Here is a 26,407-nt window from a genome sequence, read left to right as displayed (position 1 = left end):
GTGCCATCTTACGAAGCCCGTCCTTGTGAAGGTAGCCACGTGTCCCGCTATATTTTGCGCCGGCTTATCGCCATGCCGTTCCTGGTGCTCGGGATCGTCACCATCGCTTTCCTGATCACCACGGTGACCAAGGGCGATCCGCTGACCGCGATCGTCGCCGAGCAGCAGATGAGCAACCCCGAAGTGGTCGCCGCCGCCAAGGCCCGCTGGGGTCTCGATCGTCCGCTGCCGGAGCGCTATATGATATATCTCGGCAATCTGCTGAGCGGCGACCTCGGCACGTCGTTCATCACCAAGCGCAATGTCGGCACCGACATCCTCTATCGCTTGCCGGCAACGCTCGAACTGGTTTTTGCGGCGATGATCTTCGGCACCACGCTTGGCATCGTGCTTGGCGTGTTGGCCGCCTATTTCCGCAACAGCCTGATCGATCACGGCGCGCGGCTGTTCGCCCTGTTTGGCTCGTCGCTTCCGGTGTTCTGGTCGGGGCTCGGCCTGCTGTTCGTCTTCTCGGTCATGCTGCACTGGCTTCCGGGGCCGGGCAGGGTCGATGCTCGCCTGGCACTGCCACCCGGCATCACCGGTTTCCTCACCATTGATTCGCTGTTGGCCGGCAATCTCACCGTCTTCAAGGACGCGTTGTGGCATCTGCTGCTGCCGGCCTTCGTGCTTGGCTGGACGGTGTCGGGAACCATATCGCGGCTGGTGCGCGCCAACATGCTTGATGTGATGAGCCGCGAATTCGTGCTCACCGCACGCGCCAAGGGGGCAAGCGAGTTCCGTGTCGTCATCGTGCATGCGCTGCGCAACACCATGGTGCCGACCTTGACCGTCATCGGCTATTCCTTCGCCTACCTGATCACCGGCGCGGTGCTGACCGAGACCATCTTTTCCTGGCCGGGCATGGGCTCCTACGCGGTCGAGGCGGCGCGCGCGCTCGATTTCCCGGCGATCATCGGCGTCACCATCGTCGGCGGCCTGGCCTTCCTGGTCACCAACCTCATCACCGACATCCTCTATGTCGTGGCCAATCCGCGGGTGAGGTTGAGCTGATGTCGGCGGTGGTTTCCAAATCCCGTTCCGCCGCCATCCCCGAATGGCTGACCGCGCCGCTTGTCATCGGCACGGTCGTCATCCTGTTCTGGCTGTTCATGACCGTGTTCGCCAATCTGGTCGTGCAGTTCGATCCGCTCGAAATGGTCGCACGTCGCCTGCAGCCGCCGAGCTGGACGCATTGGCTGGGCAGCGATGCGCTTGGCCGCGATGTGCTGGCCCGCACCTTGCACGGCGCGGCGCATTCGCTGCCGATCGCGGTTCTGGTTGTCGTCTCGGCCGTCATCATCGGTTCGTTGCTCGGCGCCATCTCCGGCTTTGTCGGCGGCCTGACGGGTGCGGCGATCATGCGTCTGGTCGACATCACGCTATCCTTCCCGCCAATGCTGCTCGCCATGGCTGTCGCCGCTTCGCTCGGGCCTGGGCTCGGCAATGCGGCCATCGCCATGGTGCTGGTCTGGTGGCCGGTCTACGCCCGTCTCATGCGCGCGCAGGTGCTGGAGGTGAAGGAGCGCGAACATGTCGAGGCAGCGATCGCCGCCGGCGCCCGGCCGCGCCGCGTTCTGTTCACGCACATATTGCCGCTCTGCTGGACCCCGGTGCTGATCAGCGCCACCATGGATCTCGGCCAGGTCGTGCTGCTGGCCGCATCGCTGAGCTTCATCGGCCTCGGCGCCACGCCACCGACGCCCGAATGGGGATCGATGATCTCCGATGGCGCCGTGCATTTCTATCAGTGGTGGATCGCCTTCGGCCCCGGCGTCGCCATCCTCACCATCGTGCTCGGCTTCAACTTCATCGGCGACGGCCTGCGCGACATTCTCGATCCAAGGTCGGACTAACGATGAGCGCACAGGTACTTCCCATGCGCACCGGCGCAGCCGAAAAGCCGGGCGAGCGCGAGCCGCTGCTGTCCATACGCGGCCTGCGGGTCGGGTTCCGCAAGGCCGGCAGCCAATTCGAAGCGGTGCGTGGCATCGACCTCGACGTCGCCAAGGGCGAGGTGGTCGGCATCGTCGGCGAATCCGGCTCGGGCAAATCGGTCGGCATGCTTGCCGCTCTCGGCCTGACCTCTAAGAATGCGGTTGTCACCGGCTCGGTGCGCTTCAAGGGCGAGGAACTGGTCGGCAAGCCGGCGCGCGAAATGCGCAAGATCAGGGGCGCGCGCATCACCATGATCTTTCAGGATCCGCTGTCCTCACTGAACCCGGTGATGACCGTCGGCGCCCAGATCGCCGAGGCGGTCAGGCTGCACCAGCGCGTGACCCGCAAGCAGGCCATGGCGCGCGCGGTAGAATTGCTGAACCTGGTGTCGATCCCGCAGCCGGAACGTCGGGCCAGCCAGTACCCGCATGAATTCTCCGGCGGCATGCGCCAGCGCGCGGTGATCGCCATGGCTGTCGCCAACGATCCCGATTTGTTGATTGCCGACGAGCCGACCACGGCGCTCGACGTCACGGTGCAGGCGCAGATCCTCAACGTGCTGCGCTCGCTGCAGGAGAGGCTCGGCCTTGGCCTGGTGCTGATCACCCATGATCTCGGCGTCGTCGCCGGCCATGCCGACCGCGTCGCGGTCGTCTATTCCGGCCGTGTGGTCGAGCAGGCTGATGTGTCGCAACTGTTCGCCGATCCGCGCCATCCCTACACGCGCGGCCTCATCGCTTCGATCCCCAATCTCGAGGAAAGTCGTGACCGGCTGTTCTCGATCGACGGCTCGCCGCCTGCACTCGGCCGCTTGCCAGGCGGCTGCGCCTTCCATCCGCGCTGCATCCATGCCGAGGCGCGCTGCCGGACCGAAGACCCGCCGCTGCGCGATATCGGTGGCCGGTTCTCGGCCTGCCATTTCGCGACGACCTTGCCGCCCTTCCACAGCGCTGCGCTGGCAGCGGCAAGCCTTGAGACTGGAAGCCTGATCCCATGAGCGCAGCGGAGCAAACTCAAGCCGAAGCCAAGCCGGAAGCAGCGCTTTCGGTGCGTCATCTGGTCAAGGATTTTCCGGTTCGCGGCGGCCTCGTCTTCGACCGCGCGGTTGCCCATGTGCGCGCCGTCGCTGATGTCTCCTTCGACGTGGCACCGGGCGAAACGCTGGGCCTGGTCGGTGAATCGGGTTGCGGCAAGTCGACCCTCGGACGCTGCCTGATGCGGCTGATCGAGCCGACCAGCGGCGAAAGCTGGTTCCGCGGCCAGAATCTTCTGGCGCTCAATCACGAGGACATGCGCCTGATGCGGCGCTACATCCAGCTCGTCTTCCAGGACCCTTACGGGTCGCTGCATCCGCGCATGCGCATCGCCGACAACATCGCCGAGCCGCTGCGCATGAGCGACATGTCGAAGGCGGACCGCCGCGCCCGCGTCGCCGAACTGCTCGAACTGGTGCGGCTCAATCCTGAGCACGGCAAGCGCTACCCGCACGAACTGTCGGGAGGCCAGCGCCAACGCGTCGTCATCGCCCGCGCGCTCGCGCTCAACCCGCAAGTGGTCATCCTCGACGAACCGGTCTCGGCGCTCGACGTCTCGGTGCAAGCCGGCGTGCTCAATTTGCTCAAGGACATCCAGCAGTCCTTCGGCACCTCCTATCTGTTCATCGCCCATGATCTCTCCGTCGTGCGCCACATCTCGCATCAGGTCGCGGTGATGTATCTCGGCAAGATCGTCGAGATCGCACCGGCGGCCGAGCTCTATTCCAGGGCGCTGCACCCCTACACTCAGGCACTTCTGTCGGCGGTGCCGCTCGCCAATCCCGAGAAGGAACGCAAGCGCGAGCGGATCGTGCTGACCGGCGACGTGCCGAGCCCGCTCAATCCGCCCTCCGGCTGCCGCTTCCGCACGCGCTGCTTCAAGGCGCAGGCCATTTGTGCCTCTGTCGAGCCGCCGCTCGATCCGGCGGGTGGTACGCATCGGGTCGCCTGTCATTTCCCGGAGCCCGTCAACACCTTCAGGACCGTCTGACAGGCCGGCACCGAATTTACCCGCGAAGGATTGCGATGTGACTGAAGCCCAGACCAATGATGCCAGCTCGGCGGGTCGTGCACGCCTGCCGCTCGAAGGCATCAAGGTTCTCGATCTCTCGCGTGTGCTGGCTGGTCCTTGGGCGACGATGAGCCTCGCCGATCTCGGCGCCGAAGTCTGGAAGATCGAGAACATCGATGGCGGCGACGACACCCGCGCCTGGTCGGTGCCAAGCTACAAGGGCGTCTCGACCTACTATCTCTGCGCCAATCGCGGCAAGCAGAGCATCGCGCTCGACATGAAGAGCCCGCAAGGCCTGGCGATCGTGCGCGAACTGGCGGCCAAGGCCGACATTGTCGTCGAGAATTTCCGTTCCGGCACCGCCGACCGCCTCGGCGTCGGCTACAGGGAACTCAGCGCTTCCAATCCATGGCTGATCTACTGCTCGATCTCCGGTTACGGCCAGACCGGACCCGATGCCGGCCGGCCCGGCTATGATTTCGTCATGCAGGCCGAGAGCGGCCTGATGGCCATCACCGGCGAGAGTGACGGCGAGCCCATGCGCGTCGGCGTCGCCATCACCGACGTGGTCTGCGGCATGGTCGCGACACAATCGATACTGGCCGCGCTTTACGAGCGCACGACAACCGGCAAGGGCCAGTTCCTCGACCTGTCGCTGATCGACTGTGCGCTCAGCCTCTTGATCAATGTCGGCAGCGGCTACCTCAACACCGGCCGCGAGGTCGCCCGCTACGGCAATGCGCATCCGACGGTCGTCCCCTATCAGATTTTTGAAGCCTCGGACGGCGGCTTCGCGCTGGCCGTTGGCAATGACCGGCAATTCGCGGCATTGTGCGAGCAGGTGGTTGACCTGCCCCATCTGGCGAAAGATCCGCGCTTCATCAAGGCCGGGGCACGCGCCACAAATCGGGAGGCACTGATTCCCGAACTGGTGGAGGTCTTCCGGACCAAGCCGCGTGATCACTGGATGGCCGCCTGTGCGACCGCCAGCGTGCCGGCCGGCACGGTGAAATCGATACCGGAAGTCTTCGACAGCCCGAATGTGCGCGAGCGCGGTCTCATCCAGACCTTGCCGCATCCGCATCTCGGTTCCGTCGCCATGGTGAGGCCGGCGCAAGGGCTTGCCGCGCAACTGACCGCCGGCTTCACGGCGCCGCCCATGCTCGGACAGGACACAGCCGCCATATTGACCGATATCCTCGGCTATAGCCCCGAGACCATCGACCAACTGATCGGCACCGGCGCCATTAGCGTTTACACGCCTGCCGCCGAGCCTGTCCCCGCCTGACCTTTCACGGAGCCCGCAATGTATCCCGACGTCCATCTGCACATCGACGGCTCGTGGCGCCCCGCGCGGGCTGGACGCACCATGCCGATTGTCAATCCTGCGACCGAAGCTGGACTCGGTGCACTCGCCCATGCCGGCATAGACGACCTTGATGAGGCGCTGGCCGCTGCCGCGAAAGGATTCGAGACCTGGCGGGGCGTCTCGCCTTTCGATCGTTCCAAACTTATGCGCAAGGCCGCCAACATCCTGCGCGAGCGCAACGAGCACATCGCCATGCTGATGACGCTCGAACAAGGCAAGCCGATCGCCGAATCGCGCATGGAGGCGCTCGCCGCCGCCGACATCATCGACTGGTTCGCCGAGGAGGCGCGGCGCAGCTACGGTCGCATCGTGCCGGCGCGGCTCGAGGGGGTCAGCCAGTCTGTGATCAAGGAGCCAGTCGGCCCGGTGGCCGCCTTCACGCCGTGGAATTTCCCGCTCAACCAGGCGGTGCGCAAATTGTCGGCCGCGCTCGCCGCCGGTTGCTCGATCATCATCAAGGGACCGGAGGAAACGCCGGCCTCACCAGCGGAGCTGGTGCGTGCCTTCGTCGATGCCGGACTACCCGATGGCGTCTTGAACCTGATCTACGGCACGCCGTCGGAAATCTCGGCCTACCTCATTCCGCATCCGGTGATCCGCAAGATCTCCTTCACCGGCTCGACGCCGGTCGGCAAGCAACTGGCTTCGCTCGCCGGCCTGCACATGAAACGCGCGACGATGGAGCTCGGCGGCCATGCGCCGGTCATCGTCCTGCCCGATGCCGACCTCGACCGCGCCGCGCGCTCGATGGTGGCGTCGAAATTCCGCAATGCCGGCCAGATCTGCGTCGCGCCGACGCGCTTCCTTGTCGCCAACGCTGTCTATGATGATTTCGTCGGCCGCTTCGCCGAGGCGACCCGGCAGATCAAGGTCGGCGATGGCATGGCCGAGGGCACGACCATGGGCCCGCTCGCCAATCCGCGCCGCGTCCAGGCGATGGAGGAGCTGGTTCACGACGCCGTGCAGAAGGGCGCCGAACTCGTCACCGGCGGCAAGCGCATCGGCAACTCCGGCTATTTCTTCGAACCAACCATCCTGTCGAACGTCGGCACCGATGCCCGTGCCATGAACGAGGAGCCGTTCGGGCCGCTGGCATTGATGACGCCGGTAAGCGGACTGGACGAGGCGCTCGCCGAGGCCAATCGGTTGAACTACGGCCTTGCCGCCTATGGCTTCACCCGCTCGGCCGCGAGCGTGGCGAAAATGTCGTCGGGCATCGCCAGCGGTATGGTGTCGATCAACCATTATGGCCTGGCGCTGCCGGAGGTGCCGTTCGGCGGCATCAACGATTCCGGCAACGGCACGGAAGGCGGCGCGGATGCGCTGGAGAGCTATCTGAACTCGAAGTTTGTCTCGCACTTGCAGGTGGAATGACCGGCAGGTCGACTGACCGGCCGGTTCCTTGCCGGCCGCCAGCTACTTCTGCTGCCCATAGGTCTTGTAGCGTCCGCGAATGGCGGCGAGTTCGGTGCCCTCGATCAGCACCGGCGTGCCGGCGCTGCGCGCCAGGAGATATTGCCGTGCCAGGGTTTCGAGCTTGATGGTGCGGATCAGTGCCGTGTCCAGATCGCCGCCAAAGGCGATCATGCCGTGATTGGCGAGCAGGCAGGCGGTACGGTCCTTGAGCGCCGTCACTGTCACCTTGGCCAGATCGCTCGACGCAAACAGCGCGTAGTCCGAACAGCGCACATCGTCGCCGCCGAAGCCTGCCACCATGTAGTGGAACAGCGGCAGCGGTTCGCGCAGGCAGGACAGCGCCACGCAATGGTCGGGGTGGGCATGCACCACGGCGCCGGCCTCCGGGAATGCCTTGTAGATCTCGGCATGCATTTCCCATTCGCTCGATGGCTTGAAGGCGCCGTCCCAGGACCCGTCGAGGCGCATCGCCACCATCTGCTCCGGTCGCAGCTTGCTGGTGGCTATTCCCGTCGGCGTGATCAGCATGCCCTCCGCCGTTCGCACGCTGATGTTACCCGTCGTGCCGACATTCATGCCGCTGGCGTCCAGGGTCTCGGTCGCAGTAATCAGACTGGCGCGTGCGGTATCCATTACGATGCTTTCCCTGGAGTTGGCCCTGTAGTCGATTTTGTCGGCGGCCATGTGTCGATTGCCGGCGCGATGGCGGTTGCCCGTGTCATGTCTTGCAGAACCTCGGCGAAGATATCGGGGCCGCCGAGCTTTCCGGATTTGAGCATCAACGCGAGCGGATCGTTCGGCAGGCCGGGCAGGTCGGCAATGGCGCGCGACAGGCCGGGGCCTTCATAGGCGCCCATCGCTATCTGGGTGATGCCGAGCGCCTTGACCACCGAGCCCGCGGTCTCGCCGCCGGCGACGACCAGCCGCCGCACGCCGAGATCGCGCACCAGAATCTGTGCAATCTCGGCCAGGATTCCTTCCGCCATTGCCGCAACCGCGTCGCGGCCATGCGCCTGCTGAAGCGCTTCGACCGTCGCCTGCGGCGCCGTCGTGGCGATCGCGATCATCGCGTGTGGCAAATGCTGCTCAGCAAAGGCCCGTGCTTGTGCCATGACATCGGCACCAGCGAAGGCACTGGTGAGGTCGATGGTCAACAGCGGATTGTTTTGCGCGAAGCGGTCGAGCTGTTCGATGGTGCGGTCGGCGACACTGCCGGCCAGCACCGCTGCCGGGCCGCTCACAGCCGGCAGGCTGGCCGCAACGAGATCATCACGGTTCACCAGCCCATGCGCCAGCCAGGCTGGTGGCAGGTGCGCGGCGATCGAGGAGTTGCCGGTCATCAGCGGAAGGTCGAAGGCGGCTTGCGCGATCGCCGCCAGGTCGCGCTCGCGCAGCGTATCGGTGACAAGCAAGGTCTCGCCGCGCGCGCCTTTCTCCCGCACGGCGTCGCGGATCGCTTCCGGGCCGGCATCGATGGTGAGCCAGGGCACCAGCCCGGCTCTGCCTTTGCTTTGCGCCTGCAGCACGCGGACCAGATTGGAATCGGTCATCGGCGTCAGCGGATCGAAACGCTTGGGCGATTCGGCCAGCAACTGCATACCGCCGAACATATGCCCCTGGTAGACGGTGCGGCCAGTCTCGCACAGCGCCGGCGTGAACAGCGTCACGCCGCCGCCGAGCCGCTCGAGCAGCGCTTCCGCGCAAGGGCCGATATTGCCGGCCGGCGTTGAATCGAAGGTGGCGCAATATTTGAAGAAGATCTGCCGCGCGCCCGCTTCGAGCAGCCGGTCGGCTGCCTCGATCACCTGGCGCACCGCATCGCCGGCGGCAATGACGCGGGTCTTGAGCAGGATCACATGGGCAAGGTTGCCAGAAGGGATCGGCGCCTCCAACCCGACGGTGCATCCCGTGGCAATGCCGCGCGCCACCAGCATCGACGCCAGCTCGGTGCCGCCGGTCAGATCGTCGGCGATGGCGCCGAGCAGAAGGGAAGGCGTCGACGCGGTCATACGCTTCGGCTCATTTTTGCGTGTCTCATGTCGATGGTCAGGTCGGTCGTGATATCATATACACAGCCCGCTCGACTCAGGCGACGCCTGCGCCCCTGCAAGGACGGAGACTGGATGTGACTGCTTCCATCGCGCCGATCGCGCGCGACAATCTGACGACCCGCGTCTACGAAGAGCTGCGCCGCGCCATGATGGAAGGCCGCTTCTGGCCCGGCCATCGCTTCAAGATCCGCGACCTCGCCGCCAGCCTCGAAGTGTCCGAAACGCCGGTGCGCGAAGCGCTGATGCAGCTGGTGCGCGAAAAGGGCCTGGAGATGGAGGCGGGGCGCTCGATCACCGTCGCCCAGCTGTCGCTCGCCCAGTATCTTGAGCTGCGCAGCATACGTCTGCATCTCGAAGGCATGGCGGGCGCGGCGGCGACGACGCGCATCGAGCCGCGTGAGATCGACCGCCTGGCCGAGGTGCACGAAAAGCTGATCGCCGACGAGGACAATGGCCACTGGTTCGAAGCAGTCCGCGACAATTGGGAATTCCACCACTCGATCTACCAGGCAGCGGGCATGCCGGAACTGCTGGCCATCATCGAGGGCATCTGGCTGCGCAACGGGCCGCTGGTCAACTATCAATACCCAAACGCCAGGCCGACCTATGATGGCCGCCACCGCCATCTCGACATCCTCGAAGCACTGCGGGCACGCGACGAGAATGGCGTGCGCAAGGGCATCCAGCAGGACATGATCGAAGGCGGCCGCCTGCTGGTCAAGGTGCTCGAGCGGCTGAACGACGGCTCGGTCACTTCGGAAGAATTGCGCCGCGCGGCGCAGAACGGCCGCCTGGTCTCGGCGGCCGGCTGAGCGATCTTTTCTCTCCAAACGCACAGGCGCTGGCTCACGCCACTTGCGCCGCTGCGGCCATGCCCGCATCGGCGGCCTGAAGCGCCAGATCAACGTCTTTCGCCGTATGCGCGGCGCTCAGGAACATGTTGTGCCGGGGGTGGAAATAGGCGCCTTCGCGCAAGGCGGCCGAACAGAAGGCGTCTGCTTTCCTGAACTCGGCGTCGCCGTCGAACAGCACCATCGGCATAGACACCGGGCCGGTCTGGCGAAGCGAAAGGCCACGCTTCTTCGCGGCCGCGTCCAGGCCCGTCCTCAACCTCTCACCGGCGGCATTCATGCTGGCGATCGCATTGGTGTCGCGCAGCGTCTTGATGGTGGCGATGGAAGCTGCCATGGCGACGGCGCCATACCAGAACGAGCCCGTCATATAGACCTTGGTCGCGGCTTCTCTGAACCGATCCGTGCCGGTGATGGCGGCGAGCGGATAGCCATTGGCGATCGCCTTGGAGAAGGCAGAAAGGTCGGGCCGCACGCCGAGCGGCTCCCAGCTGCCGGCGAGGTCGATGCGGAATCCGGCCCGCACATCGTCGACGATCAGTGCCGCGTCGGCGGCTGTGGTGAGCTCGCGCGCCCGCTTGGCGAAGGCGGCGGTCGGCAGTTCCTGATCGCGGGCAATGTCGTGCCGGAAGGCGGTGACGACGACCGCGGCAAGATCATTGCCGGCCTGCTCGACGGCGGCCTCCAGGCTGGCGACGTCATTATAGTCGAAATGGATCAGATGGGCGCGATCCTCGGCGGTGACGCCGGCAAGCGAGGGCGTGCACCACGGCACAGCGCCGTGATAGGAGCCGCGCGCCACCAGCACCTTGCGCCGGCCGGTGCCGGCACGTGCGATCGTCACGCAAGCGGTGGTGGCGTCGGTGCCGTTCTTCTGTAGCATCGCCCAGTCGGCATGCGCCACGGTTTCCACCAGCAACTCGGCCAGTTCGACCAGCACTTCACCGGGGCCATTCATGGCGTCACCGAGGCTACGCTGCCGCGCCGCCGCTTCCTCGACCGCCTGGTGGTGATGCCCAAGAATGTTCGGGCCCCAGCTGCACATCAGGTCGATGTATTCGCGCCCGTCGACATCCCACACTCGGCAGCCATCGGCGCGCTCGAAGAATTGCGGATAGGCCGAGCCGAGATAGCGCGTGGCCATATGGCCCCACATGCCGCCCGGAATGACCGAGGCCGCGCGCTCGCGCAGCAACTGGTCCTTGGAGTTGATCAGGGAAGGCATGGCGAAGTCTCCGCTCATTGATATATCATATATTAATTTGAGTGCTGGAAGAACAGGATTTGTCGGTCTTCCCGGGGAGAACGGGAGGCGGTTGGCCGCCTCCCGCAATCTGTTCGCTCAGTGGCTGAGTTCGGCCAGCGGTAGGTTGCAGCAGGCGCTGTAGCGCACCCCCTTGACGTCGGACTTGTAGGCCAGGATCAAGTTCGGGCTGACCAGCGGCAGGATGATCCTGTCCTTGATCATCTCTTCGCCGACCTGGTGCCACAGCTTGGCGGCCTCGTCACCGCTTGCTGCAAGCGCTGCCTTGTAGATGTCCGCTTCCTTCGGGTTGATCACCGATGGGTCACGTTCGGCGCCGGCGCGCCGCGACCATGGGCTGCCCTTGGTCATGGCGAAATAATCGACGTACTGCGAGGTGCCGTAATAGTCCGGCGCGTAGAACACCGCGGTCATCGGGATGCCGTCGCCATTGACGCGCTCGCGCCAGTTGGCGAAGGGGATCGGCTGCAGGTCGAGCTTGATGTTGACCTTGGCGAGATCCTGCTGGACCTTCTGCATCAACAGCGAGAGATCGACGCCGTAGACGTTCATGCCGGGGAAGGCCGCTTCCATCTCGAAGCCGTCGGCATGGCCGGCCTTGGCCAGCAGCGCCTTGGCCTTGTCGAGATCATAAGGCTGCGCCTCGAAACCCGAACCGCCGGGGAAACCGAGCGGGATCGGCGCGCTGATCAGCTGGCCCTCGGAGCCGATGGTGAAGTCGAGGATGCTGGGGCGGTCAAGCGCTAGCGAGATCGCCTCGCGCACGTCAGGCGTCAGCGGAACCTTGTTGGCCTTGGCGCCGGGCGACAGGGCGACATAGATGAAGTTGTAGGACGGCACCGTCTCGACCTTCACATCGCTGCCGGTCATCGTCTTGGCGGTGTCCGGGTCGATCTGCATGGCGATGTCGGCGGTGCCGCTCTGCAGCATCTGCGCCTGTGCCACCGCGTCCTTGGTCTGGCGGATGACGATCTCGCTCAGCGCCGGCGCGGTGCGCCAGTACTTGTCGTTGCGCACCAGGCGCACTTCCGAATTCGGCTCATAGGATTTCAAAACGAACGGTGCGCTGCCGGCCGAATGCGCCAGGAACCAGGCTTCGGCATTGTCGGTGGTCGAGGCGTCCGCGCCGGCCTTGGCGCCGGCTTCCGAAGCGACCTTGCTGTTGACGACGGCAGTATAGGGTGCGGCCGCGATGTTGAGAAATTCCGAGCTCGGCGCCACCATCTTGACGACGACCGTATGCGCGTCCGGGGTCTCGATCGAGGCGACATTGTCCATCAGGAACGAGGCGCTGCCCTTGAGGTTCTTCAGCCGCTCCCATGACCACTTCACGTCCTTGGCCTCGACCGGCGAGCCGTCCGAGAATTTGGCGGCCGGGTCGAGCGTGAAGGTGAAGCTGGTCTGGTCGGCATTGCCTTCCCACTTTGAAGCGAGCAACGGGATCAGCTTGTTGTCCTTGTCCAGTGTCAGCAGCGATTCATAGACGCTGGAATTGTAGATCTGGCAGGTGTCGCAGAAGGCCCGGTGCGGATCGAGCGAGTTGAGGTCGATGTTGCGCGCGATGACCAGCGGCTTCTGGTCCTGCGCGAAGGTCGACGGCGCCCAGAAGGCACTGGTGGCCATAAGCACGGCCGCCAGCATCGTCGCCCTGGTCTTGGCTTTCGGTAGGATATTCATTTCAGTTCTCCCATTTTCTTGTCGGATCGTTGTGGCAATGCGTCAGCTCTGACCACCCACACCGGTGAGCGATCGAAGCGCGGCCTTGAGCTTGTCAGCGCCGCCCAGTGCGGCGCGGTTGAGCGGGGCCGATACGACGGGAGCCGAAAGGCTTCCCGTCACATGCAGGATCTCGTGATCGAGATAGTCGAACACGCGGTCCTGAATCTCCTGTGTCAGTCGTCCGCCAAGCGACAGCCCGCGCTGCACCTGCTCCACGACGGCAACCCGGTTGGTCTTGCGGATCGAGGCTTCCACCAGCTTCCAGTCGAGCCCGGTCGGGTCGAGGCTGCGCAAATCGATGATCTCGGCATCGACGCCGGTCTCCTCCGTCACCTGGCAGGCAACGGACACCATGCTGGCGCTGGTCAGCAGCGTGCAGGCGCTGCCCGCTCTGACGATTTTCGCCTTCCCCAGCCGCACGCAATAGTCGCGGTCTTCGGTCGGGGCGGGCCCTTCGCTCGGGAACAATTCGACATGCTCGATAATGACGACCGGGTCGTCACATTTCAGTGCCGAATTCATCAGGCCGATATAGTCGAAGGGTGTCGTTGGCGCGACGATGCGCCAGCCGGGATAGAGTGCGAACAGGCCGGATGGATCGCCCGAATGCTGCGAGCCGTAGCCAGTGTGCGGCGAGACGCGCACCCGCACTACGATCGGCACCGGGAAGCTGCCGCCGAACATGTGGCGCACCTTGCTGACCGCGTTGAAAAGCTGGTCTGCGGCCACAAGGCAAAAGTCGCCGAACATGATTTCGACGATCGGCCGCAGGCCGCACAGGGCCGCACCCAGCGCCACGCCGACAAAACCGTTTTCGGCGATCGGCATGGCCAGCACGCGTTCGGGCCAGCGCTCCAGCGCGCCCTTGGTGGCGCCCGAGACGCCGCCGCGCAGACGATGCACATCCTCGCCCATGATGATGATGCGCGGGTCCTGCTCCATGGCGCGCGCGATCACTTCGGACACGGCAACCATGAACTTGACCGGCCTGGTCTCGGCCGGCGGTACGTCCTCGATCTCGAGGAAGCGCTCGCCGCTCAGCTCCGACAGGTCGCCACGAATCTGGTTGTCGACTTCATCAGCGTCCGGCCAAAGATAGTCGGGAATGCGCAGCGCGTTGCCGCTCATCTCGGTCAGCGAATCGGCGGCGGTGTCGACCACCTCCCTGACGCGTTGGTCGAGCGTGGCGAGGTCGGAGGCATCGAGAACGCCCATCGTCTTCAGCCGCGCCGCCATCGTGGTGAGCGGATCGCGTGCCTTCCAAATGTCTTCCTCGGCGCGCGTGCGATAGCCGAACTCGCTGCCCGGCCGTGCGCCGCTCTGGTGCAGGAAGCGGTAGCAGAGCGCCTCGACCAGCACCGGGCCGCCATCTTCCTCGATCGTCCGGCGCGCCTCGCGCATGGCGTGATGGACAGCCACCACATCCATGCCGTCGCATTCGATGCCGCGAAAGCCCAGCATCGGTCCGCGCGACGCCAGCCGCGTCTCGCGCGTCTGTTCGTTGACATGGGTGGAGACGGCATAAAAATTGTTTTCGGCGAAGAAGATCACCGGCAGCCGGTAGAGGGCCGCAATGTTCATCGCCTCATAGGCAGGTCCCGCCATCATCGTGCCGTCGCCGAAGAAGGCGACCGAGATGTTGCCGGTGCCGAGCAGCTTGTCGGCCAGCGCATAGCCGGCCGCGTGCGGCAGGTTGCCGCCGATGATGGCGCTGGTGCCCGGAATGCCGGAAGCGTCGTCGCGCATATGCATCGAGCCGCCACGGCCGCCGCAATAGCCTAACTTGAGACCCATGATCTCTGCCATCAGGCCGCGCACCGAACCCTGCATGTCCGGATTGAAGGTGTCGTGGAGAGGATCAAAACCGGTTGGCGTCTGAGCATTGACCAGCTTCGCCAGCACCTGGTGATGGGCGCGATGCGTGCCGTTGATGCGGTCACCGGTGCCGACCATCGACATGGCGCCGACCGCCGTCGCCTCCTGTCCGATGCTCGCATGCGCCGGGCCGTGCACCAGCCCGGCACTGGCAAGGTCGAGCACCTTTTCCTCGAACCGACGGATCAGTAGCATCTGGTGATACCAGCGCACGAGGTTCGAAACCTCGGCGGCGTTCCAGTCAGAATCATCGACGTCGAGCCGCAACCAGGGCGCAGATGGCTGGATCGATGTCTGCTGGACCATTCAGGCTAGTTCCATTCCGATAGATGATATATCAAATATTTTCTCAGTAGATTGTGCCAGGCGATTTTCTGGACATGACACTGGCTTGCTAGGTTCGGCACTTAAATGGAATTAAATTTCATTTTTTGTGCGGAGCCGAGACTAAGCTGGGATGGCGGCGTTCCGCAAGTGGAAATTTTGAGACGATCGGTAAGTCTTTCCAGGTTCGAAAACCGCGTGCAGATTTCAGGTGCAGCCAGGCGTTGGTATGATATAATCACACCAACCTTACAGGAGAAATCATGGCCGCCACTGAAAAACGCACGTTCAGCCTGCCGGCAGAACAGGCAGCTTTCATCGACCGTCTCGTTGAATCGGGAACCTATGCGACCAGCAGCGAAGTGATCCGCGCCGGGCTTCGTGCCCTGCAAGAGCGCGACGCGGCCGTAGAGCGCTGGCTACGCGAGGAAGTCGTGCCGACCTATGACAGATGGAAGGCAGATCCCACGGGCATTTCCGTAGAAGAGATGGCCGAGCGGGCGCGCAAACGCCACCAGGCGCGTTCGCAGGGGGACGCGTGAAGCAACGGGTTGTCATTTATTCCCGCAAGGCCGCCGACGACCTCGACTGGATTTACCACGCCATTGCGGGGGCCAGCAGCGCCATCACGGCTGACGGCTACGATCAACGAATAAGGGCATTCTGCGAACGCCTCGATCACGGCTCGGAGCGGGGCTCGCGTCGGGACGACCTGCGGTCGGGGCTTCGCATTATTGGATTTGAACGCCGCGTCACCGTTGCCTTCATTGTGGAACCCGACCGGGTGGTGATTTTGCGTGTGTTCTATGGCGGCGCCAATTGGGAGGACGAACTCTAAACTCCCAGCTATCGGTCCGCCCGGTGCTGAAAAAACTGCAAAAAAAGTTCCCGCTCGGAGGTGATGTCGAGCTTCTCATAGATGCGCCGGCGGTGGTTCTTGACCGTGCCGACGGTGATGCCGAGCCGCTCGGCGATGTTGGCAGTCGGGTGACCGGCCAAGATCAGTTGCACCAGTTCCCGCTCGCGCAGCGACAGTTCCGGCCACAGGCTCATCGGGATGGTCGGTTCCTGCCGGGGCGAGGCGCCGGGGGCGGTTGGCGCCGAGGTGCGGGAGAACTCGTTTCCACGCGCGGTAATGTCGAGTGCGTGCAAGGCTTCGAATACCGGCAACCGTTCTTCCAATTGAGCGATCTCGTTGTCCTTGAATGAAGCGGTCGAGCGATCGAGGAAAATGCCCAGGCACCAGTCGCCGCCATCGGCCAGCATGATGCCAACCTCGTCGCAGATTTCCGACTGCGCCAGGAAGCCGGCAATGTACTGACCGCGCTTGGCCTCGTCGTCGTCGAGCCGCTTCAGCGGCATGATGCCGAGCCTGCGCTCCCGCCGCCATGAGGCGTAGAACGGGTCGAAGACATAGTAGTTGTCGAGATAGAGCCGGACCATCTCGTCCGAGAAGCGCCGGTGTTTGACGAATTCTGGCGTCTGCGTCGCCGAATAGCGCGTCACCGTGACGAGGTCGTGCTCGATGTCCCCGCCGATCAGGTCGATCAGGCAGTCGACATGCCTGTCCGTGCCGGTGGCGGCGATCGCCCTGGCGAGCGGCGCCCAGATAGTGCCCATGCGCATGCCCTCTTCTCGGCGATCCCGGCCCGACCGTCATTGTGTCTTTAGGCATATGGCGCAAGGCCGCCTCTCGAATCTAGCCTAGCTCCATCCTAGACCAGATACCGAGGCGACCGTGACCCAACCCAATCCCTCTGCCCCGATAATCGGCAATCCGATCGTGATCGGTATCGACGCCGGCGGCACCATGACCGACACGATCCTTGTCGATCAGGACGGCCACTTCAAGATCGGCAAGTCGGCGACCACACCGAAGAACGAAGCCGAGGGCTTCCTCGCATCGGCCGAGGACGCGGCGGATGCCTGGGGAATTTCGCTGGAGTCCCTGTTTTCCGGCGTCAACGTCGTGCTCTATTCCGGCACCGGCATGCTCAACACGCTGTTGTCGCGCACCGGCCGTCGCCTCGGCCTGATCACCACCAAGGGCCTCGAGGACATGATCCTGATGGGCCGCGGCCTGCAGGCCTGGGCCGATTATTCCTATGCCGACCGGCTGCATGCGGTGACGCATCATCATCCCGATCCGCTGGTGCCGCGCCGCCGCACCCATGGCGTCACCGAGCGCATCGACCAGTTCGGCGACATCGTGTTGCCGCTCTACGAGCATGAGGTTTCCGCCGCCGCAAAAAAACTGATCGCCGACAAGGTCGAGGCGATCTGCATCATGACGATCTTCTCGCACGTCAATCCGGTGCACGAAAAGCGCATTGCTGAGATCTGCCGCGAGGAGATCGCCAAGGCTGGCGCCGACATCATCGTCTACACCAGCCACGAGGTTCGCCCGGTCATCCGCGAACAGTCGCGGCTGAACTCGGTGCTGATCGAGGCTTACGCCACCTCGCGCGGCCGCAAGCAGCTTAGGGGTATCGAGGACGTCTCGAAGAAATACGGCTTCAAATATGGCGTGCAGACGCTGCTCTCGTTCGGCGGCTTGACCTCGATCAACCATCCGCGCTTGCATGAAACCATGATCTCAGGTCCGATAGGCGGCATCCTTGGTGCGGCCTATGTCGGCAAGCTGATCGGCAACGACTCGCTGATCTGTTCAGACATGGGTGGTACTTCCTTCGACATGGGCGTCATCTCGCGCGGCCAGACGCGGATCGAGAACGAGCCGCTGATGGACCGTTTCAAGCTCAACGTGCCGACGCTGCATCTCGACACGATTGGCGCCGGCGCCGGCATGATCCTCAAGGTCGACCCGCTGACCAAGAAGGTCTCGCTCGGACCGGAAAGCGCTGGCTCCGACCCCGGCCCGATCTGCTTCGCCAAGGGCGGCACCGAACCGACCATCGCCGATTGCGACGCCATTCTCGGCCGCCTCAACCCGTATTATTTCCTCGGCGGCAAGGTCGTCTTGCAGGTCGAAAAGGCGCGCAAGGCCTTCGAGGAAAAGTGCTCCAGCATCCTTGGCGTTGGGGTCGAGGAGGCTGCCGAAGGCATGATCGAGATGCTGGAGGCCGACGCCAACAACGCACTGCGCCGCGTCATCTCCGGCCAGGGCATCCACCCCTCGGAATTCACGCTGCTCTCCTATGGCGGCTCCGGCCCGCTGCATCTCGCCGGCTGCTCCAGGGGCATCGGCTTCAAGGACATCATCACCTTCCAGTTCGCCGCCGCCTTCTCGGCCTTCGGCTGCACCACCGCTGATTTCATGCGCCGCCACTCGGTGTCGACGCAGCACGACATCGGCGCGCGGGCAAGCGATGACGAACTGCTCGCCTTCGGCAAAAAGGTCACCACAGTCTGGAACGACCTGACCAAGGCAGCGGTCGACGAGATGATCACCGACGGCCATGCGCGCGATAAGATCAAGACCGTGCCGTTCCTGATGATGCGCTACACCGGCCAGCTCGAGGACGTCGAAGTCATGGCGCCGCTTGCCGAGGTCAATTCGGCCGACGACATGCGCAGGGTTATCGACGAGTTCGAGGCGGTCTACGCCAAGGTCAACCATCGCGTGTCGCGCTATGGCGAGGCCGGCTTCACCATCACCGAGCTCGGCCTCATCGCCACCGCCGACAAGGTCAAGCCGGTGCTGCTCAAGCGCCCGCTCGGCAAGTCCGACCCGGCAGCCGCCCACAAGGGCGTGCGCGAAGCCTATATTGGCGGGCGCTGGCACAAGGCCAATCTCTACGAGATGGATCTGCTGCAGCCTGGCCATGAAGTGATCGGCCCGGCCATCATCGAACATCCGGCCACCACGCTCGTCGTTCATCCGCAGGACCGTGTCCATGTCGATGAATGGACGCTGCTGCACTACACCCACGCTTGAGAGGGCGACCGCCATGTTGGACAAACCTGCTTCGGCCCTGCGCCTTCGCGAAAGACTGCTCGATTCCGAGCGGCTGATGGAAGAGACCGGCTGCTATGACGGCATCACGGAACTCACGCTGCGCAACCAGGACCCGCTGAAATTCGAGACGCTGCACACCAAGCTGCGCGCCTATTGCGTCTCGGCCCGCGAAATGGCGCGTCGCATCTCGGCCTCGCCCGGCGTGCGCGAGGTCGGCGAGATGGTGGTCGCCATTTACACACCCGAGGGCGATGCGATTGCGCTCTCCAACGGCATCATGGTGCATGTCCACACGATGAGCCGCTTCATCAAGTGGATGATCAAGAACAATTACGAGGAAAACCCGAAGATCCGCGAAGGCGATATCTTCGCCAACAACGATGCCTTCATCGGCACGGTGCAGGTGCCCGATGTCATGGACGTGGTGCCGATCTTCCATGAAGGCACGCTGGTCGGCTGGGCGGGCGCTGTCTGCCACGAGCTGGAAGCCGGCGGCATCACGCCCGGTGGCGACGTCTGCCTCGCACAGGAGCGCTTCACCGAAGGCCTGTTCGTCTGCGCCGAGAAGATCGGCGAGAATGACGAGATCCGCCGCGACTATGTCATCCGCTGCGAGCGCAATCTGCGCATGCCGATCTACTGGGTGCTCGACGAGAAAGCCAAGGTCGCCTCCTGCATCGACATGCGCGAAAGCGTCCAGCAACTGATCTCCGAGATCGGCCTCGACTACTGGATGAAGGTATCGAAGGAATTCATCGAGGAGGGCCGCCGCGCCCAGCTCGCCCGCACCCGCCAGCTCACCGTTCCCGGCATCTATCGCGGCCACACCTTCTATGGCCACGTCACGGCGGGCAAGCCTGGTTTCCAGCTGCTCGGCGATCCCGACTGGCTCTACAACATCCCGATCGAGATGGAGATCACCACCGACGGCAAGATCACCATGGACTTCGAGGGCACGCAGCCCTGGGGATACCACTCGATGAACTGCACGCCGGCCGGCATGGATGGCGGCATGTTCGTCACCTTGACTCAGCACATGAATTTCGAAGGGCTGGTCAATGACGGCGCCTGGATGGCGACCGAGCTGAAACTGCCGCATGGCACCTGGACCAACCCCGACAACGAGATGGTGGCCACCGCCACGTCGTGGGCGCTGCTGCTGCCGGCCTATGGTGTGTTCCAGCGGCTTTTGTCGCGCGGCTTCGTGGCGCGCGGTTTCGTCGAGGAGGCTTTCGTCGGCCAGGTCAACAGCCCGATGATCGAGATGGGTGGCGAAAGCCAGTACGGCACGCCCTTCGGCATGGCGCATTTTGAATGCGCCGCCGCCGGCTCCGGCGCGCTGGCCATCGCCGATGGCCTCGACACCGCCTATGTCGGCTGGAATCCGGAATCCGACATGGGCAACATCGAGGTCTGGGAACAGTCGATGCCTATGGTCTATATCGGCCGCTCGATCGTGCCGAATTCGGGTGGCGCCGGTAAATATCGCGGCGGCTGCTCTTTTGTCTCGACCTGGCTGATCAACAAGACCTCGCATCTGCGGCTCCACACTTCGGAGCACTCTTCCAGAGTGTTCGACAATGGCGGCATGTGCGGCGGTTATCCTGCGCCGACCTGCCAGAAGCATCGCGCGGTGCGCAACTCCAACATCCACGAACTGGCGGCCAAGGGCGAACCGCTGGCGCATGCGCCCGGCATCGACCCTGACGTCTCCGACTATGAGAAGAATATCGGCGGCGACCATGTCGTGGTCGAAGGCCCTTACATCACCGCGCCGCACAAATCCGGCGACATCTTCAGCCATTTCTACAATGGCGGCGGCGGTTACGGCGACGTGCTGGAGCGCGATCCGATCAAGACGGCCTGGGATGTCGAGAACGGTTTCCTCACCCGCCAGGCGGCCGACCAGGTTTTCGGCATCATTCTGAAGGACGATGCCGAGGGCTATCCGGTTGCCGATATCGACGCCACGGTTAAACGCCGTGCCGAGATACGCAAGCAGCGCCTGGCCAAGGCGATCCCGGTTTCGGACTGGATCGCCGGCGAGCGCGGTCGCGTCGAGAAGGCCGACTTCGCCCCCGAGGTGAAGAAAATGTACACCAGCGCGATCAAGCTGTCCTCGCGCTTCACCAAGGAATTGAGTGATTTCTGGAACGTCGATGCCAAATCGATCTTCATGCCGGGAGCAAAGCCATGACCTCGTACAGCAAGGAAGTCCTTGCCGATCTGGCCGCGGGCCAGCTGCCCTGGCCGCAGACAAAGCGCATCATGAGCGCCTACAAGGATGATGACCGCTTCTTCAAGATGGTCGCCGTCCATCAGGACCGCGTCGCCTGGAAGGACCCGATCCTGCTGCCGGTCTCGGATCATTTGTTCATCTGCCAGAGCGGCGACGAGCGGATCACCCGCTGCGAATGCGGCCACTCCTTCGGCGACTACCGCAAGAACTGGAAGCTCAAGGCCGCGATCATCGTGCGCAACACCGAGGAAGCGTTGCGCGAGATCTATCCCAACAGCGATATCCCCGATCCGCAGTGGATGGAAATCCGCGAATTCATCTGCCCTCAATGCGGCACCATGCACGAGGTCGAAGCGGCCGCACCCGGCTATCCCATCGTGCATGATTTCGAACCCGATCTCGAAGGCTTCTATCGCGAATGGCTGGGCAAACCACTTTAGCGAACTGATTTTGTGAATCTCGTCGCCGGCAAGGTAGCGTTCTTTGCCGGCACCGGCCTATGAATAGCGTGTCGGACGTTGGCATCGGAGACTGGCCACATGACAAACCTTTCCGGCCGCAGCGCGATCGTCACCGGCGGGTTTTCCGGCATGGGCTTCGCCATCGCGGCGGCCCTGGCGCAGGCCGGCGCCAATGTCGCCGTCGGCTCCTACATCGCGCCCGCCGGGGCCGACAAATCCGATGCCGCCTACTATCCCGGCGCTGACGAGATCGAGCGGGTTCGCGCAGCTCTCGCGGCCCACGGCACGAGGGTTCACGCTGCTCATCTCGATGTCCGCGACAGTGAGATCACCAACCTTTTCGTGGCCGAAGCCGAAGCCGCCGTCGGCGCTGCCGACATACTGGTCAACGCCGCCGGCACCACCGCCGAGCAGCCGGTCTGCGGCCATTCCGATGCGCTATGGGACAAGATCGTAGACACCAACCTGACCGGCGCATTCCGCGCTACCCGTGCCGTGCTTCCCGGCATGATCGAGCGTGGCTGGGGGCGCATCGTCAACATCGGCTCGACCGCCGCTTCCGTCGGCTGGAAGGATAACCCCGCCTATTGCGCCTCCAAGGCCGGACTTCTCGGCCTCACCCGCTGCGTGGCTCTGGAAGGGGCCGCACACGGCGTCACCTGCGTCATGATCAGCCCGACCTGGGTCGAGACCGAACTGATGCGCCGCAATGTGGCGCAAGTCGTCGAGCGCGAGGGCAAGGGCCGCAGCGCCCAGGAAGCGATGGCCGAGATCGCCAAAGGCAATCCGCAGCAGCGCATGCTGCAGCCGCAGGAGATCGCCGCTCTGGCGGTATTCCTGTGCTCGGATCTCGCCAAAGGCATCACCATGGAAAACATACAGATCACTGGCGGAGCCCTGTGGTAGCGTGTTCTCTTCGCCTGATCCGAGCGGGCGTGCTGGGTGGGCTACCGGCTGATCTCTCCCCGTTCGCTAGAGCAATTCCAGGAAAAGTGTGAACGGTTTCCCGTTCGGAATCGCGTCAAAACAAAGAGTTAGAGCGGTTTGCCGTTTCCGTAAAACGGCGAACTGCTCTAATGTAAGACAAGGTGACCGGATTTGCCATTGAGCATGCGGTGCGATAGGTTATATTGCACTGCACAATGGAGATGCCCCTTATTGCACGCCCCTGTTCACGGATATGCCGGCCGGCTTGCGGCCGGCCTGGCTTGCCGGCGTTGGGTCGCGTTGACGGGACTCTGAGATGAAGATTCCAAAGTCCCTGCTGGTCGATCCCGAGAAGAACTCGGTCTATGGTGCCTTTGCCGTGGCCGTCTCGATCTGGGCGTTCTCCTATTCGGTGATTTTCGGCCAGGTGCTGATCCTGGCCTACTACGCCGTGTGGCTTCCGCTGATCCTGGTCGACTACCGGCGCTTCCTGCGGCAGCTGTCCAGCGCCTGGCTGCCGCTGCTGTTCGCGGCCTATATCTGCTTCTCCGTCTTCTGGTCGCAGGCACCCGGCGTCACCTCCAGAACCGCGGTCCAGTACCTTTCCCACATTGCCTGCGCCTATGTCGCGGCGCGCACCGTCAGCGTGCGTACGCTGACGCTTGGCGCCCTGATCGGGATATTCTTCGTCCTGCTCTATTCGCTCAAGGTTGGGGCCTATTCCGAGGACGTGCTCGACGGCACCTACAACTTCGTCGGCGCCTTTGCCTCCAAAAACCAGATCGGTTTTGTCGGCTCGCTCGGCATTTATTTCGCCGTGGTGTTCCTCGCTTTCCTGCGGCGTGGCCGGCTGAGCTTCATACTGACGGTGCCTGTCGTGCTGTTGTCGGCCTATGTGCTGGTCGTCTCGCACTCCGCCACTTCGATGGCCTCGATACCGGCGGTGCTGGCGCTGATTGCACTTCTTGCCATGACCAAGCTTTTGTCGCGGCGCTATCGCCGGGTAATCTTCGTGGTCGGCGCCGGTCTGGTCGTCGTGGTGGCCGTTGTTTCGCTCAATCTCGGGCTCATGGACTTCGTACTTGGCCTCTTCGGCAAGGATTCGACGCTCACCGGGCGGACCTATCTGTGGGAACAGGGCTGGAATGCCGCGCAGCGCTCGCCGATTCTCGGCGTCGGCTATGCCGCCTATTGGGTGCAGGGCTTTGCTGAAGCCGAGCGGCTGTGGAACGAATTCTACATCACCACCCGCACCGGCTTCCATTTCCACAACACCTATGTCGAGGCCCTCGTCGAGCTCGGCTTCACCGGCGCGGTGATGGTATCGCTGATCATGCTGCGCACGCTCTACGGCCACGTCGCGACGGTGATCTTCAAGGCATGGCAGGCCGAATCGGTGGTGCTCTTCGGCGTGATGGTGCTGTTGCTCATCCGCTCCTTCGTCGAGGTCGAGATCCTCAATCCCTACATCATGGGCTCCTTCCTGATGTATTTCAGCTACTTCAAGCTGGCGCGGCTGCCGGTCACCCGCACCCGCTGGTCGCCGGCTTTCGAGCCGGCGGATGCTGCAAGGGGCGAGGCCGCCTGGCCCCGGCATATCGGCCGTCCGGCGGCCGCGGATCCGTCGTGAGTTGTCGTTTCACGGGCTGAAGCCAGAACGGGCGCAAGGGCAGCGCATCGCATGATCCGCTTCGACGTGTGTTCGACCCAATCCGGCCATTTCCCCTGAGTTTCTTATGTGCGATCTTCGAGCGTCAGGCAACGAGCGCGCAATGCACGACAAACGGGCGCAAGGGAAATCCTCTTAGGGGCGTTCTGGAAAGACGGCTGGATACGGGATTCAGACAGGTACGTATCCCCTGACGACTTCGCGTATGCCAAGCGAATGGGATACATGTTCGACCCTATCGAGTTGTCGCACGATCAGGTGGTTTCCCAATTTATCGAGGAGCGCGAGCGGGCGGACCTGAAAGCTCTGTCCAATTCCTTCTTGGCAAGCCTTGGCAGTCGGCGGTTGGATTTGAGGTCCGCACTCGGCAGCTATGCCTTTGCCTCGAACTTCCCTCAGCACCAAATTGCCACAACGCCAGCCACGATTGTTCCTTCCGGTGCGCGTCGATGCGATTGGTGCGGTTTCTACGAATTCCAAAACCCCGCCAAATTCGACTTAAACTTATTGAATTTCGGGCGCCATAGATGGGGTGGCGTGGGTCGCGACAATCCAGTCTACGCTTGGCTCGACCTATCTCTTTTTCGCGCGGAGGCACTCCAAAATCCCACGAGCGCCGACAAACAAACAATGCATGAGATACTGAAGACAGTGCGTTCCATGGAGCCTGACGCGACCGCCAGCAGCCTTGAGAAGGCGTTGGCAGGCACTTTCAAGTCTTTCAAGGCAGAGCGACGCGTTCTAATCGAAATCCTCGCCGTTTGCGGTGTGCTTCAGCCAAGAGGCAGAGCAGGTTATTTCGGTGAGTTTACGCTTGATTTTGCGCGCGAGCACACGGGCCAGCACTTCAATGATTGGGGCCATCCAGCAATCTGGTGGCGAGGATCGGACGGTGTTAGCGAGGCTGCGCTTGCGGCGTACTTTCCCGACTTATGAAAATGTCCGCGTCCCATCTAACTCGGCCATTGCCGCAACCAGAGCGGTTCTGCGTTTCCGCGAAACCAAGAACCGCCCAGAGGGATGCGCGATCTACTGGCTGGCCAGCGGTGCCTGCTTAACCTTGATCACGTCGCCGGGCAGCACCGGCGTGTCTTCCTTGGCGGCGATCTCGCTGGTCTTGCCGTCGACATTGCGCACCAGCGAATAGACGAGGGTAGGTTGCTGGTCGTTTGTGATGGCGGCCGTCGTTGCGGGATCGCTGGCCTGGGCGATGAGGCCTTTCTGCATGTTCACCTTCAGCGCGGCCTCATTCAGGTCGGCTTCGGTTTGCTGGCGGCTGGCGGCGAGGCTGGAGCTCAAGGTGTTCTGGGCATCGATGGCGTCCTGCGTCGCCTTGCTGATCGACTGCTTGGCGGTGAGGATGGCTGTCTCATAGTCCAGGATCTTGCCCTGCAGGTCGGTGACGGACTGCTGCGAATCAAGCAGCCGCGAATTGGCGACCAGGCCCTTCTGCGCCAGCGGACCGATGCTGGCGAGTTGCTGCTGCGCAAGGTCGACCTGCTTCTGCTGGTTGACGATTTTCTTTTGCAGCGATTCGATTTCGGCCTGCAGCACGCCCTTGAGATCGTCGAGCGCCTCGAGCTTCAGCTTCAGCGCCTTCTGGTCAGCCGTCAGGATCGTCATCTCGTCGGCGACGATGGTCGGCAGCCTTGGGTCGCCCTCGACCTCCTGCGGCGCTTCGAAGCTCGTCTTGCCGGCCAGGTCGGCATCGATGCGGGCGCGCCTGACGATCAGCCGGACGCGCTGGTCGTCGGAGATATCGTAATTGCCCTTGGCGGTGACCAGGTCCTTGCCGAGCTGGGGGCCGTAGTCGGTGTTGCGCCTGATGCCGCCGGCGACACTGATCGCCTTCAGCACCGTCAGATCCGGCACAAAGGGAAACTGGCCAGGGTTCTGCACTTCGCCCGAAATATAGAACGGCCGGAACTGCGCCATCTCGACCGAGGCTTCGGGCTTGTCCGACAGAGCGAGCTTGTGCTGCAGCGCCTGGCCGATCGCCGCAGCGACTTCCGCCGTGGTCTTGCCGGCCGCCGGCAACTCGCCGACGAAAGGCACCGACAGCGTTCCGCCCGGGCCGACCGTGTATTCGCCGTTCACCGCCGACCAGTCACGGAAAGTGCCTTCCACGGTCTGCCATTCGGCGATGCGGATGGTGAGCTTGTCCTGCGAGCCGAGCTGGTACTCGCCTGATATGGCGATCCGGGGAAGGAAAGCGAGCGACACTGCAAGGCATGTGGCCATGAGCCGGGAGCGGCCGGAAAAGGGGCCGCTGCCAAAGGCTTCGAACATGTCTGTTTTCA

22 protein-coding genes are annotated in these 26,407 nt (G+C 63.5%); 15 read left to right on the top strand and 7 right to left on the bottom strand.

Features of this window, described 5'->3' with window-relative positions; all coding sequences use genetic code 11:
* The first annotated feature begins 39 nt into the window (after positions 1-39).
* The 6 genes from A3A9_RS0129475 to A3A9_RS0129450 are packed head-to-tail and all read left to right on the top strand — an operon-like array spanning position 40 to position 6,766.
* Complete coding sequence (locus tag A3A9_RS0129475) at positions 40-1,053, top strand: ABC transporter permease (RefSeq protein WP_027061843.1); 1,014 nt, start codon at positions 40-42, stop codon at positions 1,051-1,053.
* Positions 1,053-1,895, top strand: a complete 843-nt coding sequence (locus tag A3A9_RS0129470) for an ABC transporter permease (RefSeq protein WP_082222275.1) — start codon at positions 1,053-1,055, stop codon at positions 1,893-1,895. The genes A3A9_RS0129475 and A3A9_RS0129470 overlap by 1 nt, the downstream gene beginning before the upstream one ends.
* Before the next feature lie 23 nt (positions 1,896-1,918).
* Positions 1,919-2,974 carry an ABC transporter ATP-binding protein gene (locus A3A9_RS39690; protein ID WP_051371261.1) on the top strand — a complete coding sequence of 352 codons (1,056 nt, stop codon included), beginning with the start codon at positions 1,919-1,921 and terminating at the stop codon, positions 2,972-2,974.
* The gene (locus tag A3A9_RS0129460) at positions 2,971-4,002 is read left to right on the top strand and encodes an ABC transporter ATP-binding protein (RefSeq protein ID WP_051371243.1); all 1,032 of its coding nucleotides are present in this window, start codon (positions 2,971-2,973) and stop codon (positions 4,000-4,002) included. The genes A3A9_RS39690 and A3A9_RS0129460 overlap by 4 nt, the downstream gene beginning before the upstream one ends.
* Before the next feature lie 37 nt (positions 4,003-4,039).
* Positions 4,040-5,311 carry a CaiB/BaiF CoA transferase family protein gene (locus tag A3A9_RS0129455; RefSeq protein WP_027061840.1) on the top strand — a complete coding sequence of 424 codons (1,272 nt, stop codon included), beginning with the start codon at positions 4,040-4,042 and terminating at the stop codon, positions 5,309-5,311.
* 18 nt (positions 5,312-5,329) lie between these two features.
* Positions 5,330-6,766, top strand: a complete 1,437-nt coding sequence (locus tag A3A9_RS0129450; RefSeq protein ID WP_027061839.1) for an NAD-dependent succinate-semialdehyde dehydrogenase — start codon at positions 5,330-5,332, stop codon at positions 6,764-6,766.
* 42 nt (positions 6,767-6,808) lie between these two features.
* On the opposite strand, the gene A3A9_RS0129445 is transcribed toward A3A9_RS0129450, so the two are convergent.
* Together A3A9_RS0129445 and otnK are read right to left on the bottom strand one after the other, a co-directional pair.
* Positions 6,809-7,441 carry a class II aldolase/adducin family protein gene (locus tag A3A9_RS0129445; RefSeq protein WP_027061838.1) on the bottom strand — a complete coding sequence of 211 codons (633 nt, stop codon included), beginning with the start codon at positions 7,439-7,441 and terminating at the stop codon, positions 6,809-6,811.
* Entirely contained in the window at positions 7,441-8,817 is a 1,377-nt protein-coding gene (gene otnK, locus A3A9_RS39685) for a 3-oxo-tetronate kinase (RefSeq protein ID WP_051371241.1), read from the bottom strand. Before otnK ends, A3A9_RS0129445 begins: the two co-directional genes overlap by 1 nt.
* Positions 8,818-8,933: 116 nt before the next feature.
* Here otnK and A3A9_RS0129435 point away from each other — a divergent pair, with 116 nt between their 5' ends.
* The gene (locus A3A9_RS0129435) at positions 8,934-9,671 is read left to right on the top strand and encodes a GntR family transcriptional regulator (RefSeq protein WP_027061837.1); all 738 of its coding nucleotides are present in this window, start codon (positions 8,934-8,936) and stop codon (positions 9,669-9,671) included.
* A 34-nt stretch (positions 9,672-9,705) separates the two neighbouring features.
* On the opposite strand, the gene A3A9_RS0129430 is transcribed toward A3A9_RS0129435, so the two are convergent.
* From A3A9_RS0129430 to A3A9_RS0129420, 3 genes are all read right to left on the bottom strand, one after another.
* On the bottom strand, positions 9,706-10,935 hold the full coding sequence (locus A3A9_RS0129430; protein ID WP_082222277.1) for an aminotransferase class III-fold pyridoxal phosphate-dependent enzyme: 1,230 nt from the start codon (positions 10,933-10,935) through the stop codon (positions 9,706-9,708).
* Between the two features lie 117 nt (positions 10,936-11,052).
* The gene (locus A3A9_RS0129425) at positions 11,053-12,615 is read right to left on the bottom strand and encodes an ABC transporter substrate-binding protein (RefSeq protein WP_051371257.1); all 1,563 of its coding nucleotides are present in this window, start codon (positions 12,613-12,615) and stop codon (positions 11,053-11,055) included.
* 78 nt (positions 12,616-12,693) lie between these two features.
* Positions 12,694-14,874, bottom strand: coding sequence for an alpha-ketoacid dehydrogenase subunit alpha/beta (locus A3A9_RS0129420; protein WP_027061834.1), 2,181 nt, complete (start codon positions 14,872-14,874; stop codon positions 12,694-12,696).
* 281 nt (positions 14,875-15,155) lie between these two features.
* On the opposite strand from A3A9_RS0129420, the gene A3A9_RS0129415 reads away from it, so the two are divergent.
* Positions 15,156-15,434, top strand: a complete 279-nt coding sequence (locus A3A9_RS0129415; protein ID WP_027061833.1) for a type II toxin-antitoxin system ParD family antitoxin — start codon at positions 15,156-15,158, stop codon at positions 15,432-15,434.
* A complete protein-coding gene (locus tag A3A9_RS0129410; RefSeq protein ID WP_027061832.1) occupies positions 15,431-15,730 on the top strand; it encodes a type II toxin-antitoxin system RelE/ParE family toxin in 300 nt (99 codons plus the stop codon). The genes A3A9_RS0129415 and A3A9_RS0129410 overlap by 4 nt, the downstream gene beginning before the upstream one ends.
* A gap of 8 nt (positions 15,731-15,738) precedes the next feature.
* Here the strand turns inward: A3A9_RS0129410 and A3A9_RS0129405 are convergent, their stop codons facing one another.
* A complete protein-coding gene (locus A3A9_RS0129405; RefSeq protein WP_027061831.1) occupies positions 15,739-16,518 on the bottom strand; it encodes a helix-turn-helix domain-containing protein in 780 nt (259 codons plus the stop codon).
* A 142-nt stretch (positions 16,519-16,660) separates the two neighbouring features.
* Between A3A9_RS0129405 and A3A9_RS0129400 the strand changes: the two genes are divergently transcribed.
* From A3A9_RS0129400 to A3A9_RS39680, 6 genes are all read left to right on the top strand, one after another.
* Entirely contained in the window at positions 16,661-18,790 is a 2,130-nt protein-coding gene (locus tag A3A9_RS0129400) for a hydantoinase/oxoprolinase family protein (RefSeq protein WP_027061830.1), read from the top strand.
* A gap of 13 nt (positions 18,791-18,803) precedes the next feature.
* A complete protein-coding gene (locus A3A9_RS0129395) occupies positions 18,804-21,008 on the top strand; it encodes a hydantoinase B/oxoprolinase family protein (RefSeq protein ID WP_027061829.1) in 2,205 nt (734 codons plus the stop codon).
* Entirely contained in the window at positions 21,005-21,490 is a 486-nt protein-coding gene (locus A3A9_RS0129390) for an acetone carboxylase subunit gamma (protein ID WP_027061828.1), read from the top strand. The genes A3A9_RS0129395 and A3A9_RS0129390 overlap by 4 nt, the downstream gene beginning before the upstream one ends.
* Positions 21,491-21,589: 99 nt before the next feature.
* Complete coding sequence (locus A3A9_RS0129385) at positions 21,590-22,417, top strand: SDR family NAD(P)-dependent oxidoreductase (RefSeq protein ID WP_027061827.1); 828 nt, start codon at positions 21,590-21,592, stop codon at positions 22,415-22,417.
* Between the two features lie 337 nt (positions 22,418-22,754).
* A complete protein-coding gene (locus tag A3A9_RS0129380; protein ID WP_027061826.1) occupies positions 22,755-24,068 on the top strand; it encodes an O-antigen ligase family protein in 1,314 nt (437 codons plus the stop codon).
* A 264-nt stretch (positions 24,069-24,332) separates the two neighbouring features.
* Entirely contained in the window at positions 24,333-25,043 is a 711-nt protein-coding gene (locus A3A9_RS39680) for a hypothetical protein (RefSeq protein ID WP_152536200.1), read from the top strand.
* Between the two features lie 93 nt (positions 25,044-25,136).
* On the opposite strand, the gene A3A9_RS0129370 is transcribed toward A3A9_RS39680, so the two are convergent.
* Positions 25,137-26,396: a polysaccharide biosynthesis/export family protein gene (locus tag A3A9_RS0129370; RefSeq protein ID WP_027061825.1), complete on the bottom strand. Its 1,260-nt coding sequence runs from the start codon at positions 26,394-26,396 to the stop codon at positions 25,137-25,139.
* Positions 26,397-26,407: the final 11 nt, after the last annotated feature.

The organism is Mesorhizobium loti CJ3sym (assembly GCF_000472785.1).
In the GTDB taxonomy this organism is placed as follows: Bacteria; Pseudomonadota; Alphaproteobacteria; order Rhizobiales; family Rhizobiaceae; genus Mesorhizobium; species Mesorhizobium loti_E.
This window is presented reverse-complemented; position numbering and strand designations above follow the sequence as displayed.